Consider the following 14,157-nt stretch of genomic DNA (forward strand, 5'->3'; position numbering starts at 1 on the left):
GTCGAGCATCAGGCCGTCGGTCGGAACCGCCGCAGTCGCAGGCTGTTGGTGACGACGAACACCGACGAGAAGGCCATCGCCGCCCCTGCGAGCACCGGGTTCAGCAGTCCCGCCATCGCGAGCGGGATCGCCGCCACGTTGTACGCGAAGGCCCAGAACAGGTTCCCCTTGATCGTGCGCAGGGTCGAGCGGGACAACCGGACGGCGTCCGCCACGACCGTCAGCCGGCCGCTCACCACGGTGATGTCGCTCGCGGCGATCGCCGCGTCCGTCCCGGCACCCATCGCGATGCCGAGGTCGGCCGCCGCGAGCGCTGCCGCGTCGTTCACGCCGTCGCCGACCATCGCGACGACCCGGCCCTCGGCCTGCATCCGCCGCACGGTGTCGAGCTTCGACGCGGGGGTCGCCCGGGCGTGCACCTCGTCGATGCCCACGGCGTCGGCCACCACTCGTGCGGCACCGCCGTTGTCTCCCGTGAGGAGCACCGGGTGCAGGCCGAGCGCGCGGAAGCGCTCGACCGCGACCGCCGACTCGTCCTTCACGGTGTCCCCGACGACGACCACGCCGAGGGCCCTGCCGTTCCGGGCGACGACGACGGCGGTGGCTCCGTCGGCCTCCGCACGAGCGACCGCGTCCACCGTGTCCGACGGGACGTCGACCGCCCACGCGTCGCGCACCCATTCCAGGCCGCCGACGAACACGGCGTCGCCGTCCACGACGGCCTGGACACCGGCACCCGGGGTCGCGACGAAGTCGTCGGCGCGGACGACCTCGACACCGCGGTCTCGTGCAGCAGCGACCATTGCCCGGGCAACGGGGTGCTCGGAGCCGTCCTCGACGGCGGCGGCCAGGGCGAGCAGGTCGACGTCGCGGAGTCGGGGTCGGGGTCCAGCGCCGTTCGCGGGCACGACGGCCCGCACGGTCATCGCACCCGTCGTCACCGTCCCGGTCTTGTCGAGCACGATCGTGTCGACCGTCCGGGTGCGCTCGAGCACCTCCGGACCGCCGATCAGGATGCCGAGCTGCGATCCCCGTCCGGTCCCGACGAGCAGGGCCGTGGGTGTCGCGAGTCCGAGCGCGCACGGGCAGGCGATGATGAGCGTCGCCACCGCAGCCGTGAACGCGGCCGTGACGGAGCCACCGAGGACGAGCCAGCCGACGAACGCGAGCAGTGCGAGTCCGATGACCACGGGCACGAACACCCCGGACACCCGGTCGGCCAGCCGCTGCACGTCGGCCTTGCCGGTCTGGGCCTCCTCGACGAGCCGTCCCATTCGGGCGAGCTCCGTCTCGGCACCGACCGCGGTGATCGTCACCTCGAGCCGGCCGCCGACGTTCACGGTCGCCCCGGTGACGTGGTCGCCGGTCCGGACCTCGACCGGGACCGCCTCGCCGGTGAGCATGCTGAGGTCGACCGCCGACGACCCCGCCCGGACGACGCCGTCGCTCGGGATGCGCTCGCCCGGCCGGACGACCACCACGTCACCGACGACGAGGGACGACACCGGCACGCGCGACTCGTCCCCACCGCGGAGCACGGACGCGTCCTTCGCTCCGAGCTCGAGCAGCACCCGCAGCGCCGCCCCGGACTCCCGCTTCGCGCGGGCCTCCATGTACCGCCCGGCGAGCACGAAGACCGTCACGGCGGACGCGACCTCGAGGTAGAGCTCGGTCCCCTCCGGATCGGCGGCGAACCACGAGAACGCCATGTGCATGCCGGGCACCCCGGCGTCGCCGAGGAACAGCGCGTAGAGCGACCACAGGAAGGCCGCGGCGACGCCGACGCTGACGAGGGTGTCCATCGTCGCGGCACCGTGCCGCGCGTTCACCCACGCGGCACGGTGGAACGGCAGGGCGCCCCAGACGGCGACGGGCGCAGCGAGGGCGAGCGCCGCCCACTGCCAGTTCGGGAACTGCAGGACCGGCACCATCGAGAGCACGACGACCGGGAGCGCGAGCACCGCCGACACCACGAGCCGGCGACGGAGCAGCGTGGTCTCGTCGTCCGGGCGGAGTGTGTCCGTGGATGCCGCAGGCGGAGTCGGCACCGTCGCCCCGTACCCCGCCGACGCGACGGTGGCGATGAGCCGGTCGACGTCGACGTCGGCGGCGTCCTCGACACGCACCTGCGCCTTCTCGGTCGCGTAGTTCACCGTGGCCGTGACCCCGGGGAGCTTGCCGAGCTTCCGCTCGATGCGGTTCGCGCACGAGGCGCAGGTCATGCCCGTGATGTCGAGCTCGACGTCGCTCACGACCGCACGACCTCGTACCCCGCTTCCGCGACTGCGCTGCGGAGGACGTCGTCGTCGACGGGCGCGTCCGAGGTGACCGTGACGGTCGACGAGCCGCCGGGCACGAGGTCGACCTCGACGCCCTGGACGCCGTCGACCTCGGACAGTTCCTCGGTGACGCTCATCACGCAGTGCTCGCAGGTCATGCCGGTGACGAGCAGGGTCTGGGTGGTCATGCTGGTTCCCTCCATCGGGTTCGGTCGGTTCAGGAGCGCACGAGGCGGGCGATCGCGTCGCTCGCCTCGCGCACCTTCTGGTCGGCGGCGTCGCCGCCCTCGGCGACGGCCTCGGCGACGCAGTGCTTGAGGTGGTCCTCGAGCAGCGAGAGTGCCACCCGTTCGAGCGCACGGTTCGCCGCGGAGATCTGGGTGAGGACGTCGATGCAGTACGTCTCGTCCTCGACCATGCGCGCGATGCCGCGCACCTGGCCCTCGGCGCGGCGGAGCCGCTTGAGCAGGTCGTCCTTGTCGCCGATGTACCCGACGTGCGCGTGCGAGTCCTCGTGCATGGTTCCTCCGTCCACGACAACAGGGTACCCCCCTGGGGTATTCCGGGTCACCAGGTCGCGGGGCCACGACACCCGGACGGGAGGCACGGATCACCTTCCCGTGTCGGCCGGCGGTCCGCTACGTTCCGGTCTCGTGCATCGTCTCTCCCCCGGTCAGCGCTGGGTCGTCGGCCTCGGCGTCTTCGCCCTCGTCCTCGTCGTCGTGGGCCTCGTCGCCGTCATCGTCACCGTGCACGCATCGGGCTGGTGTCTGGTCGAGTCGAACGGTTCGGATCAGACCTGGGAGGGCTGCGAGACCGACGACTCCGGCATCGTCTGGGGCGGCATCCTCGCGGTGATCGGGCTGGTGCACCTCGGGCTGACCGGGCTGGCGGGGGCGCTCGTGTGGACGTCGACACCGGGGATCGGTCCGCGCGCGCCGCGTCCCGTGCGTGAGGAGTTCCACGTCTTCACGGTGGGCGACCTCGCCGGGTCGGCGACGCAGGACGCACTGTTCGGCCGGGTCTTCAGCGTGGTCGAGGACGTCGTGCCCGGGTGGCGCTTCGAGGATGGTGCGTCTCGTCCGGGCAGGCCCGACGACTCCGTGGCCGGCTCGGTCCTCCGGCTCGACGCCGAGTGGCAGCTCGCGATCCTGGACCGCCGTGCGGGACCCGGTCAGCGACGCGTCCGGGTCGACCTCGCGTCCGGCGGGACGGCGTGGGTCTTCACCCCGATCGTGTAAGCAGTCCCCATGAGCACCGCGTCGTCCAACGGGTTCCGGAAAGCGCGGTACACGCACGATGACGGCACGGACTACGGCACGATCTTCACGTCCGAGTACGCCGGGCGGCAGTTCGCGAGCGAGACCTACGCGACACCGGACACCCGCTACGAGTACACGGTCGTCGGTGACGACGACCTCACCCTCCGCTCGATGCGGGCCCTCGGTGGCCGCCGTGGCGGGGTGATCGGGCCGCGGACCGACCACGTGGTGTTCTGGCTGACCGAGGGCGAGCTCGAGATGCACTTCCCGGACCGGACGCGGGTCGTCCGACCGGGAACGCCGTACATCGCGTCCGCGTCCGAGGCGTACCGCTTCGAGTCGTCCGGCACGATCTACCACGGCATCCACGTCGCTGACTCGTTCCTCCGGGAGGTCGGACGGCAGCTCGGCTTCCGGCTGCCCGAAGGCCCGCTGCTCTTCGACCAGCAGGACGAGGCGATCGCACGACGTGAGCCACTCCGTCGGCTGCTCCGCGAACTGCAGTGCTCCCTCCTGGACGAGCGCGTGACCGGCCCCATGCGGACGGCCCTCAACCGCCGGCTGGCGACCGTCGTGCTCGACACGTTCCCGATCCGGAACCGCGGGGACGACGTGCCGGTGGCGAACCGGCTGCGAGACGCCGTGCGCTTCATCGAGGAGCACGGCGCCGAACGTCCGTCCGTCGCCCGCATCGCGGCGTCCTGCGGGCTGAGCGAACGCGGCCTCCAGGAGGTGTTCGCCCGCACGATGGGCACGAGTCCACGCCGGTTCCTCCGCGACCACCGACTCGACCGGGTCCGGGACGAGCTGCTCCAGGGCGATGACCAGACCGTCTCGGCCGTGTCCGCCCGCTGGGGCTTCACCAACCCGGGGCGGTTCGCACGCGACTACCGGGAGCGCTTCGGCGAGGACCCTGCGGCGACGCTCCGTGACCGGTCGAACGCGCGACTCCGGCTCGCGGTCGCGTTCATCGAGCAGCACGTCGACGACCGCCTGACGGTGTCCCGGATCGCCGAGGCCGCCGGTGTCCGACCGCGTCGACTCCAGCAGCTGTTCCAGGCCGAACACGGAACGACGCCGAGCGCCTACGTCGCCGCGGTCCGGCGACGGAAGGCTCCGGAGCCGGCCGCAGTCCGGACGCACTGAGGCAGCCGCTTCCCGCGTCCCGGTCATCCGCGTCAGTCGCCGGGGTACAGGAACCAGTGCGCTCCGCGACCCTTCCTGGGAGTCCACTGATTCCTCTCAGACCGCCGTGACGACGGTCGGTGGTGCCCCGTCTCATCCGTGAACAGCAACCGCTGGGAACGCCCGGCGGGACACGGAAGGAGCAACCATGGCTGACACCACGACCACCTCGACCACCACCACGCCGCGCACCGCCGCAGCGGGCTCGTCCAGCGCCTCGGGCAAGACCGTGATCGACGACACCGTCGTCGCGAAGGTCGCCGGCATCGCCGCCCGCGAGGTCAACGGCGTCCACTCGCTCGGCACCGGTGCGGCCCGCGCGATCGGTGCGATCCGCGACGCGATCGGCCAGCGCGACTTCGGCCAGGGCGTCAAGGTCGAGGTCGGCGAGAAGCAGGTCGCCGCTGACGTCGTGATCGTCGCCGAGTACCCGGTCGCCCTCCAGCAGGTCGCCGACGGCGTCCGCTCCGGTGTGGCACGGGCCCTCGAGCAGATCGTCGGCATGGAGGTCGCCGAGGTCAACGTGACCGTCCAGGACGTCTACATCCCGGGCGACGACGACAACGACGACGAGAAGAAGGAGTCCCGCGTTGAGTAACACACTCGTCGGCGCACTGATCGGCGCCATCCTCGCCGTCGTCGCACTCCAGTTCGGCTTCTGGGGCTTCGTGCTCGTGATCGTGTTCGGTGCGATCGGGGCCCTCGTGGCCGCGATCAGCTCGGGCAAGATCGACCGCGGTGCCCTGACCGACGTGCTGACCGGACGTCGGAGCTCCCGGTGACCGCCGGCCCGGGCGTGCCCGGCCGCGTCGAGGTCACCGCCCGGGCTCTGAACTCGCTCGCGCGGGCCGTCGCAGCCGAACGGCTCGGCGCCCCCGCCAAGCGGGTCCGGGTCGGACTCGGCGACGCGGCCGGGGCCCTGACGATCGACGTCGAGAGCCCCGTCCGCGCGCAGGACGACCTCGTCACCGCCACCGGCCGCGCTGCCGGTGACATCCGCGACCGCGTGGCGGCCCTCACCGGCCGACGCGTCGGCTCCACCCACATCGAACTCACCGGCATCGTGCGCGAGCACGACGGCCGTGTCCGCTAGGAGGTCGTCATGAGCAACGGTTCCGTCGAACGACGCATCCGTCGCCGGAGCGTGCACCCGTCCCGTTCCACCGCGGTGTCGGTCGCGCTCGTGGTGCTCGTCCTCGTGGCGGCGTGGATCGGCACCGAGTCGGTCCTCAAGGCCGTGGGCGCGGCGCCGCTGTTGGCGGACCCGCAGACGGTCGTCGACGCCGCACTCAAGCCCGACGCCGCGTTCGTGACGATCGTCGAGGTCGTCGCGGTCGTGCTCGTGGTCCTCGGCGTCGTGCTGATCGTCCTGGCCCTCAAGCCCGGCCGGCAGCACCGGTCAGCGGTCGAGCACGACCGGGGCGCAGTGGTCATCGACACCCGCATCCTCGCGTCCACGGCAGCGAACGCCGCCGGACTCGCCGCCGGCGTCCCCGAGGACAACACCTCTGCGACCGCCCGCGGCCGGAGCACCGAGGTCCGCGTCGTGCCCGTCACCGGTGTCCCGGTCGACGAGCAGCGCGTCCGTGACGCCGTGCAGCAACGACTGGGTCGTCTGGACGAGCGGTTCGGCAAGCGTGTGAAGGTCCGTGTGGAGGAGAAGGGAACGTTGGCATGACCAAGAGCAACCGCACCCTGAACCGCATCATCCTGCTGGTCCTCGGACTCGTCGCCGTCCTCGTCGGCCTCACCATCGGCGCCGGCGTCCTGCCCGCCGTCCGCGACGCCCTGGGGCCCTACCTCACGTTCCCCACCAGCCTCACCGTGCCCGCGGCGTCGCTGTGGATCGTCGCTGCGGCGTGCGTCGTGGTGATCGTGCTGGCACTGCTGTGGGTGTTCACCCGCGGCCGCGGCGGCACGTCCGTCGCCGTCCGGGAACGCTCGGGCGAGGACCAGGTCACGATCAACGTCGCGCTCGTGCGGGACGTCATCGACCACGAACTCGCCGACGTCCGCGACGTCGTCGGCTCGAAGGTCGACACGTACCTGGTCAAGCGGCAGCGCGCCGCCCGGATCCGGGTGACCGTGCGCCGCGGCGGCGACGCCGTGAGCGTCCTCGACGCCGTCGACCACGCCATCGGCGTGCTGGACCGCACCCTCGGCCGCCAGGTCCCGATCCTGGTCCACCTCACCGGCGGCACCCGCGCCGCCCTGGCCAAACCCACCCGCGTGCAGTAGACCGCACCACCCACCCACCCCACCAGACCCCGGGAGACCACCCCCACCTCCCGGCAGCACCACCCAAGGAACCGGGCGCATGCCCGGACGAGAGAGAGGAGCCCGTCATGGGTCTCGACGACAAGATCAAGAACGCTGCCCAGGACCTCGCCGGCAAGGCCAAGGAAGCCGTCGGCAAGGCGACCAACGACGACCAGAAGGTCGCCGAGGGCAAGAAGGACCAGGCCGCAGCCAGCGCCAAGAAGGCCGGCGAGGACGTCAAGGACGTCTTCAAGTAACCCGCCACGGACCCGGACGCCGCCCGCCCACGGTGGGCGGCGTCCGTCGTCCCGGAGCAAGGAGGAAGTCATGCAGCACGACTCGAACGCCCGGACGCAGATCACCGAGGTCCCCCTGCCGGCAGAGCTCACCGAGCCCCTGCCCGAGGACGCCTCGCGCGTGACCGTGGCCGCCCGCACCGCCGCCGAGACCGCCCTCGGGGTGCACGGGGTCCACCACCTCGGCAACCTCCTGGCCCGCGCAGCCGACCGGGTGCGCTCCCAGTTCGGCCGCTCCGCCGGGACGACCGGGGTGCAGGTCGACGAGGAGGACGGCGCACTCGACGTCGTCGTCTCGATCGTCGTCGAGTACCCGGAGCCCGTGGTCGCGGTCGCCGACGAGGTGCGTCGGCAGGTCCGCGAGGCCGTGTCGCAGCTCAGCGACGGCACCGTGACCGTCGACGTCCGCGTGCTCGACGTGCACGGACCGTTCGACGACGAGCCCTCCGCGCTGGACCGGGCCGTCGAGTCCGGCAAGGACGCGGTGGACCGCGCGAAGACCGCGGCCTCCGACATCGCTGCCGACGTGCAGGAGAACGCAGCCGACGTCGCCGAGCGGGCTCGTGACGCCGCTGCCCGCGCGGTGGACCGTGCGGGTGACGCGGCCGACACGGCGCGTGCTGCCGTCGCGGACGCCACCGATCGCGTCCCGGAGGTCGCCTCCGACACGGCCGACCGCGCCCGTGAGGTGGCCTCCGACACCGCTGACCGCGCCCGCGAAGTGGCCTCCGACGCCGCCGACACGGCGCGCGAGACCGTCGACCGTGCGCGCGAAGGAGTCGCCGACGCTGCCGATCGCGCTCGGGACGGTGCCGACCGTGCCCGTGACGCGGCCGCCGACGCCGTCGACCACGCGAAGGACGCGGCGGGGGCAGCACGCGACGCCGCGGCCGACGCCGGTGCCGAGGTGTCCGACCGCGCCGCGCGCGCCGCCGACGAGGCCGCCGACTCCGCCCGTGACGCCGGCTCGCACGCGCAGGACGCTTCCGCCGACGCAGCGGTGGCGGACGACCGTGCGGACGCCGTCGGGGCGGGTGACCGCCACGAGGACGCCGCCGGGCCCGGGGACGAGCAGGTCGCCGACGCGCTCGACGAGGCCTCCGCCACCTTGTCCCGTGCCGCCGACGCCCTCCGCGAGGACGCCGACACGCACCGCGACGTCGTCCCCGACCAGGGTCCCGACGGCGACCGGCCGTGACCGCGCTCCGGGGCTTCGGACGCGACCGCCCCCGGACACGCCGTCCGCGGCCCCGGGGCGTCTGGATCGCGTCGGGGATCGGGATCGTCCTGCTCCTCGCGATCGTCGTGGGGGCGTTCTTCCCGCTCGTCGGTTTCCTCGCCGGGGTGACGGCGACGACTGCGGGTCTCGTGCCGTTCCCGTTCGTGCGGGTGACCCTGGTCGCACTGCTCGGCCTGGTCGTCGTGCTCGCGCTCGTCCTCCTCGCTCTTACGCGGCGGCACACCGTGACCTCGGTCGTCGCGGTCGTGTTCGCCGTGCTCGTCGCCCTCGCGGTGACGGCCTACCCGGTCGTCACGGTCGCGGTCTCGTCGGCGGACCGCGCCGGCGACGTCTGGCCGATCGTCACCGACCTCTGGCAGCGCTTCACGGGTTGAGGCCCGACACACTGCCGCTGCGCTGCCTGCCGCACCTGCGGCACCTGCGGCACCTGCCGCACCTCGAAGGGAGCACCACCATGCGGAACCGCATCATCCTGGTCGGACTCGTCGTCCTGCTCGGGTTCTGGCTCGGCGCACGGGCGAACCGTCCGGTCGTGAAGGACTCGAAGGCCGAGGTCGCACGCCGCGCCCTCGCCGACCGACGAGCCCGGAAGCGCCGGAAGGCACTCAAGCGCAAGCTCGGACTCGGCTGAGTCCCGCCCCACCGACCCCGTGCCGGGTCCGCGACCCGAACGCGGACCCGGCACGGTCATGTCCGGCGCGAGGCTCGGCCGCGCGGGCCGAGACTCGGCCAGGCGGACACTTTCGCCGCGTTGGCAGCGCGGAAGTGTCCGCGGAGCCGAGACTCGGCGCCGAGCGGGCCCGCGCCCGGGCCCCTGCCGCGGTGCTCAGCGCGCGGCAGCGAGCCGGACAAGCCCCTCGTCGATCGACACCGAGGGCGTCCAGCCGAGGTCGCGGCGCGTCCGACGCTGGTCGAACCAGTGCGCCGTCGACAGCTGCTCCGCCAGGAACCGCGTCATCGGCGGCTCGTCCTGCCCCGGCCGCACGCGCCACACCGCCTCGACGGCCGACCCCGCCACCCGCGCGACCCCGGCCGGCACGTGCCACCGCGGCGCGGGTACCCCGGACGCCTCGCAGATCCCCGCGAGGAGCTCCGCGACGGGCCGCGGCTCGCCGTTCGTCACGACGTACGCCGACCCGTGCACACCGTCGTCCGTCGCGTGCTCGAGCGCCGCCACCATCGCCGACGCCGCGTTGTCGACGTAGAGCGTGTCGATGAGCGCCGCGCCGGAGTCGAGCAGCGGCAGCCGCCCCGCACGCGCCCGTTCGACGATCCGTCCGACGAGCTGGGTGTCCCCCGGCCCCCACACCAGGTGCGGCCGGACCGCGACGACCGCGAACCCCGGCTCGTCCGCAGCCAGTGCGAGGAGTTCGGCGGCGGCCTTCGTGCGGGCGTACTCCCCGCGGGCACGGTCGGGCTCGGCCGGGCCGGCACCGACACCGGCGAGCGACGTCCCGGTGTGGGCGACCGACGGCGAGGACACGAACACGACACGTCCGGCACCCGCGGCCCGTGCGGCGCCGAGGAGCGCCCGGGTGCCCTCGACGTTCACGCGGCGGAAGTCGTCCGGGTCACCGGCGAGGGAGACCTTCGCGGCGAGGTGCACGACGGCGTCGACGCCCTCCACGGCGCAGGCCAGGGCGTCCCGATCGGTGACGGTCCCGAGCACGTCCGCAACGCCCGACACCCCGGACGGGCGGCGTTGGAACGTCCGGACCTCGTGCCCGGCGTCCCGCACGGCCGCCGCGGTCGCCTGTCCGAGGAAGCCGCTGGCTCCCGTGACCAGGACCTTCACGAGCAGCCCCGCAGCGCACGCCTCCCGGCGACGCCGCCGGTCACGGCCGCACCATCCGGTCACCGGCGAGCACGGACGACGCCCACCGCCCGAGCCGCGTGCGGTCGACCTTCGAGTTGTGCCGGACGTCGGTCGGCAGCACGGGCACGACGAGCACGGCTGCCACGGGCACCCCGGCGGCGGCGCGCACCGAGGACGCCAGCGACGGCGACGCGAGGCCGGGTCGACGCTCGGCAGGGTCGGTCTCCACGACGGCGACGACCTGCTGCGTACCGGCCGGTCCGATGCCCGTGACACCCGCACGACGGACCCCGGCGACGCGCTCGATCCGCTGCTCGGGCCCGACCGGGGTGACCACGCCGTCCGGTGTCGTCACGACGTGCTGCAGCCGCCCCTCGACCCACAGCCGTCCGGCGTCGTCGAGGTGCCCGACGTCGCCGGTCCGGTGTCCGCGCGGGTCCGCGACGCCGAGCCGCGAGGCCCGGTCGGTCCGCCAGAGCCGGTCGTAGTGGTCGCGGACGTGCGGGGCGGCGACCACGATCTCGCCGGTCACCCCCGGAGCGTCGGTGAGTGCGCCGGTCGCGGCACCGTCGGCGTCGAGCGGGGCGATCCGCACGGTGACGCCGGCCGCGGGCACCCCGACGCACACGCCGGACGCGTCAGCTGCCGACGCCGCCCGGACCCCGTCGAGGTCCACGTCGGTCATGAGCAGCCCCTCGGTCATCCCGTAGGGGGTGTGCGCCGTCGCGTTCGGCATCAGCTCGGTCGCCGCGGCGAGCAGCGCGCCGGAGACCGGCGCTCCCGCGGAGAGGAACAGCTCGACACGCCGCAGCGCCGTCCGGTCGGTCTCCGTCAGCTGCGACGCGGTCGCGACGACGTTCGCGATCGCCGCCGGCGACAGGAAGACGACGGTGGCGTCCGCGGCGGCGACGGCACGGGCGACCGCGGTCGCGGTGAGCGTCCGGGGTGCGGTGACGTCCATGTCCGGCGCCACCGACCGCGCGCCGAGGGCGGGGCCGAGGAGTGCGAACGGCGCGAACCCCGCGACGAGTCCGGTACCGACGCCGACGCCGTACTGCGTCGCGAGGGCGTCCCGGACCGCGCCGAGCTGCCGGTGCGTGTAGACGACGCCCTTCGCCGGTCCGGTCGATCCGGAGGTGAAGAGCACCGCCGCGGTCGCGTCGGGCGACGGCGCCTCCGGCAGGACACCGCCCACGGCGAGTCGGTCGGCGCCGACACGGGCGACCTCGGCGAGCGTGTGCGACACCCCGAGGGCCCGTCGTGCGGCCCCGGGGAGCGCGAGGGTCGCGATGCGGCGGCCCGGCCACCCGAGTGCACGCGACGCCGCGAGTCCCGGCAACGCACCGATGATCCAGTCCGGTCGCGCACCCCGGACGGCCCGCGTGAGACCGCGGATCCCGAGTCCGGCGTCCGCCACCACCACGACGGCACCGATGCGCACGCTCGCGTACAGCACGGCGGTCAGGTCGGCACCCGGCGTCACGAGCAGCGAGACCCGGTCCCCCGCACGGACGCCGACGACGGCGAGACCAGCGGCGATCTCGTCGACGCGGCGTGCGAGGAGCCGCCAGCTGACGGTGCGGACGCCGCCGGGCGCCGCCATCTCGACGAGTGCGGGTCCGTCGTCGTCGCGCAGGTCCTCGAGTGCGGCCCACAGCGGGCGGCTCGCCGCAGCGACGTGGTCGGTGTCGGCCGGGAGGCTCGGTTCGGCCCGGGTGGGCACGGTCCCCTCCGGCAGGCGGTCGCCCAGCCAGTCGGTGACCGTCGCGGCGACGTCGACGTCCTCCGGCAGCAGGTGCCCGGCGCCCTCGAAGCGGTGCACGTCGGCGTGCGGCAGGCGGCGGCGCAGGTCGTCGAGGTAGCGCTCGAGGAACACCGGGTCGCGCGGTCCCCACATGAGGAGCGCGGGGACGTCGAGCGCGGCGACCCCCGCGGCGATCCGGTCGAGCTCCGGCGCCGAGGCGTGGTCGGCGTCCACGGGGATGTCCGCGACGAAGCCGCCGATGCCTCCGCGGCGGGCGGCACCGCGGTACGGCGCACGGAAGGCGTCGGCGACGGCGCGGTCGAGCTTCGGGTGCGCGATCGCCAGGGTGGTCTCGAGGAACGCGGGCGTGAGGACGGTCGCCCGACCGAGCATCCCCGGCCCGAGTGCGAGGCGCAGCGGCGCGGGGATCGGTGCGTCGGCTGGCTGGTGCACGGCGGTGTTGCACGTCGCGACGCCCACGACGAGGTCCGGGTGGTCGACCGCCCACCCGAGCGACACCACCCCGCCCCAGTCGTGCCCGAGCGTGACGACGGGACCGGTCAGCCCGAGCTCGTCGGTCAGTGCCCCGAGGTCGGCGACGCGCTGCGCCAGCCCACGCTGCGTGCCCGTCCGCTCCGAGAACCCCATGTCGAGCTGGTCGACCGCGACGACCCGCCACGCAGGGCCACCGGCGCGGGCGACGTCGAGCGTGCGCTGTGCGACCGAGCGCCAGAGGTAGGACCACGTGGGGTTGCCGTGCACGCACAGCAGGGTGCCCACGGGACGCGCGCCGAGCGCGTCGAGGGAGCCGGCCGTGTCGAGGAGGTGCCAGGTGCGCTCGGGGTGAGCCGCGCCTCCCGGCACGGTGACCAGCCGTGACCAGTCGGGGTCGAGTCCGGGCAGGGGCGGCGGGAGCGTCGCCGGCGCGGTGGTGGCAGCGACGCGAGGGAGGCCGGACCTCACCAGTGCAGTTCCAGCATCGCGGTGTTGATGCCCGATCCGACGCCGCCGAGGAACACCCGGTCCCCGGTGCGGATCGAGCCCTTCGCGACCTCGTCCGCCAGGGTGATCGGGATCGACGCCGGGCCGACGTTGCCGTAGCGCTCGTAGGTCGTCGGCACCTTCGACCGCGGGACGCCGATCGCGTTCACGAACGCGTTGGTGTGCACGTCGGAGACCTGGTGCAGCACGTAGCGGTCCATGTCGGACCAGTCGAAGTGCGCCTTGGCCTCGTTCCAGGCCTCGACCACGAGCTCCATGCCGCCCTTGAGCAGCATCTTGGCGTCGGTGAACATGCCGTCCGGGCTGCCGACGCACAGGTCGTACCACTGCGTCGCCGCACGGGTCACGCCGCCGATCAGCCGGTGGCCGGTCGGGTGGGCGTCGGTCCGGCCGAGCACGGCGGCCGCGGCGCCGGACCCGAGGGTCAGGCTCGCGAACTCGCTCATGAAGTCCTTGCGGTTCCGGCCGCCCTGGTTGAGCCGGGCGATCGTGTTGAGCTGCACCTGGTCGGCGTCCTCGCCGTCCACGATGAGCGCGTACTGGATCTGCCCGGAGTCGATCATCCCCGCGGCGACGCTCATGGCGTTGACGAACCCGAGGCACGCGTTCGCGATGTCGAAGTTGATCGCCGACGACGGCAGGCCGAGGCCGTGGTGCAGCCGGACCGCGACCGAGGGTTCGAGGTGCGGACGGGTCACCGAGGTGTTGATGAGCAGCCCGATGTCGTGCGGCTGGACGCCCGCCTCGGCCATCGCACGACGACCGGCGTCGATCGCGGCCTCGTGGAAGGTCTGGCCCTCGCCCCAGTTCCGACGTTCCTTGACCCCGGCCACGCGTTCGAGCAGGCCGCTCGGCAGGCGGAGGCGACGGAGGGCACCGCGGAGGCGCTCCTCGATGTCGGCGGAGGTGGTCACGCGGTCCGCGGTGGTCGTCGCGACCGACAGCAACGAGACGTTGCGGTGCTTCGCGGTGGCGTTGCCGGGTCGCGCTGTCTCCGCTTCGGACGTCGGGTCGACGGGGCGGTCAGCGAGGATGGTCACCGGCTCATCATTCCGCACAAGTGCTGGACGTGCG

At 73.6% G+C, this 14,157-nt stretch carries 17 protein-coding genes; 11 read left to right on the plus strand and 6 right to left on the minus strand.

What is annotated here, in order from left to right; all coding sequences use genetic code 11:
* Positions 1-8: 8 nt before the first annotated feature.
* The 3 genes from ACRQ4C_RS14400 to ACRQ4C_RS14410 are packed head-to-tail and all read right to left on the minus strand — an operon-like array spanning position 9 to position 2,799.
* Positions 9-2,252 (minus strand): heavy metal translocating P-type ATPase, encoded by a 2,244-nt coding sequence (locus ACRQ4C_RS14400; RefSeq protein ID WP_439689148.1) that lies wholly within the window; start codon positions 2,250-2,252, stop codon positions 9-11.
* Positions 2,249-2,467, minus strand: coding sequence for a heavy-metal-associated domain-containing protein (locus tag ACRQ4C_RS14405; RefSeq protein ID WP_439689149.1), 219 nt, complete (start codon positions 2,465-2,467; stop codon positions 2,249-2,251). The genes ACRQ4C_RS14400 and ACRQ4C_RS14405 overlap by 4 nt, the downstream gene beginning before the upstream one ends.
* Positions 2,468-2,496: 29 nt before the next feature.
* Entirely contained in the window at positions 2,497-2,799 is a 303-nt protein-coding gene (locus ACRQ4C_RS14410) for a metal-sensitive transcriptional regulator (RefSeq protein ID WP_439690914.1), read from the minus strand.
* Positions 2,800-2,932: 133 nt separating this feature from the next.
* Here ACRQ4C_RS14410 and ACRQ4C_RS14415 point away from each other — a divergent pair, with 133 nt between their 5' ends.
* The 11 genes from ACRQ4C_RS14415 to ACRQ4C_RS14465 all read left to right on the plus strand — a co-directional run bounded on the left by ACRQ4C_RS14415 (position 2,933) and on the right by ACRQ4C_RS14465 (position 9,152).
* A complete protein-coding gene (locus ACRQ4C_RS14415; protein ID WP_439689150.1) occupies positions 2,933-3,520 on the plus strand; it encodes a hypothetical protein in 588 nt (195 codons plus the stop codon).
* Positions 3,521-3,529: 9 nt separating this feature from the next.
* Positions 3,530-4,687 carry a helix-turn-helix domain-containing protein gene (locus ACRQ4C_RS14420; protein ID WP_439689151.1) on the plus strand — a complete coding sequence of 386 codons (1,158 nt, stop codon included), beginning with the start codon at positions 3,530-3,532 and terminating at the stop codon, positions 4,685-4,687.
* A gap of 187 nt (positions 4,688-4,874) precedes the next feature.
* The gene (locus ACRQ4C_RS14425; protein ID WP_290133981.1) at positions 4,875-5,324 is read left to right on the plus strand and encodes an Asp23/Gls24 family envelope stress response protein; all 450 of its coding nucleotides are present in this window, start codon (positions 4,875-4,877) and stop codon (positions 5,322-5,324) included.
* Positions 5,317-5,508, plus strand: coding sequence for a DUF2273 domain-containing protein (locus ACRQ4C_RS14430; RefSeq protein ID WP_022902999.1), 192 nt, complete (start codon positions 5,317-5,319; stop codon positions 5,506-5,508). The genes ACRQ4C_RS14425 and ACRQ4C_RS14430 overlap by 8 nt, the downstream gene beginning before the upstream one ends.
* Positions 5,505-5,819, plus strand: a complete 315-nt coding sequence (locus tag ACRQ4C_RS14435) for a hypothetical protein (RefSeq protein ID WP_290133980.1) — start codon at positions 5,505-5,507, stop codon at positions 5,817-5,819. Before ACRQ4C_RS14430 ends, ACRQ4C_RS14435 begins: the two co-directional genes overlap by 4 nt.
* Before the next feature lie 9 nt (positions 5,820-5,828).
* The gene (locus tag ACRQ4C_RS14440) at positions 5,829-6,404 is read left to right on the plus strand and encodes a DUF6286 domain-containing protein (protein WP_439689152.1); all 576 of its coding nucleotides are present in this window, start codon (positions 5,829-5,831) and stop codon (positions 6,402-6,404) included.
* A complete protein-coding gene (locus tag ACRQ4C_RS14445; protein ID WP_439689153.1) occupies positions 6,401-6,964 on the plus strand; it encodes a hypothetical protein in 564 nt (187 codons plus the stop codon). The genes ACRQ4C_RS14440 and ACRQ4C_RS14445 overlap by 4 nt, the downstream gene beginning before the upstream one ends.
* 107 nt (positions 6,965-7,071) lie before the next feature.
* Positions 7,072-7,242 carry a CsbD family protein gene (locus ACRQ4C_RS14450; RefSeq protein ID WP_290133978.1) on the plus strand — a complete coding sequence of 57 codons (171 nt, stop codon included), beginning with the start codon at positions 7,072-7,074 and terminating at the stop codon, positions 7,240-7,242.
* 70 nt (positions 7,243-7,312) lie between these two features.
* The gene (locus ACRQ4C_RS14455) at positions 7,313-8,479 is read left to right on the plus strand and encodes an Asp23/Gls24 family envelope stress response protein (protein ID WP_439689154.1); all 1,167 of its coding nucleotides are present in this window, start codon (positions 7,313-7,315) and stop codon (positions 8,477-8,479) included.
* Positions 8,476-8,895, plus strand: coding sequence for an MFS transporter permease (locus ACRQ4C_RS14460; RefSeq protein ID WP_439689155.1), 420 nt, complete (start codon positions 8,476-8,478; stop codon positions 8,893-8,895). Before ACRQ4C_RS14455 ends, ACRQ4C_RS14460 begins: the two co-directional genes overlap by 4 nt.
* An 80-nt stretch (positions 8,896-8,975) precedes the next feature.
* Positions 8,976-9,152 carry a hypothetical protein gene (locus ACRQ4C_RS14465; RefSeq protein ID WP_400415632.1) on the plus strand — a complete coding sequence of 59 codons (177 nt, stop codon included), beginning with the start codon at positions 8,976-8,978 and terminating at the stop codon, positions 9,150-9,152.
* Positions 9,153-9,347: 195 nt separating this feature from the next.
* On the opposite strand, the gene ACRQ4C_RS14470 is transcribed toward ACRQ4C_RS14465, so the two are convergent.
* From ACRQ4C_RS14470 to ACRQ4C_RS14480, 3 genes are read right to left on the minus strand one after another with little or no spacing between them, the layout of a single operon-like run.
* Positions 9,348-10,316 (minus strand): NAD-dependent epimerase/dehydratase family protein, encoded by a 969-nt coding sequence (locus tag ACRQ4C_RS14470; RefSeq protein ID WP_439689156.1) that lies wholly within the window; start codon positions 10,314-10,316, stop codon positions 9,348-9,350.
* A 40-nt stretch (positions 10,317-10,356) separates the two neighbouring features.
* On the minus strand, positions 10,357-13,044 hold the full coding sequence (locus ACRQ4C_RS14475) for an alpha/beta fold hydrolase (protein ID WP_439689157.1): 2,688 nt from the start codon (positions 13,042-13,044) through the stop codon (positions 10,357-10,359).
* Entirely contained in the window at positions 13,041-14,123 is a 1,083-nt protein-coding gene (locus tag ACRQ4C_RS14480) for a 3-oxoacyl-ACP synthase III (RefSeq protein ID WP_290133972.1), read from the minus strand. The genes ACRQ4C_RS14475 and ACRQ4C_RS14480 overlap by 4 nt, the downstream gene beginning before the upstream one ends.
* Positions 14,124-14,157 lie beyond the last annotated feature (34 nt).

Source organism: Curtobacterium sp. SP.BCp (assembly GCF_051903255.1).
Lineage (GTDB): Bacteria > Actinomycetota > Actinomycetes > Actinomycetales > Microbacteriaceae > Curtobacterium.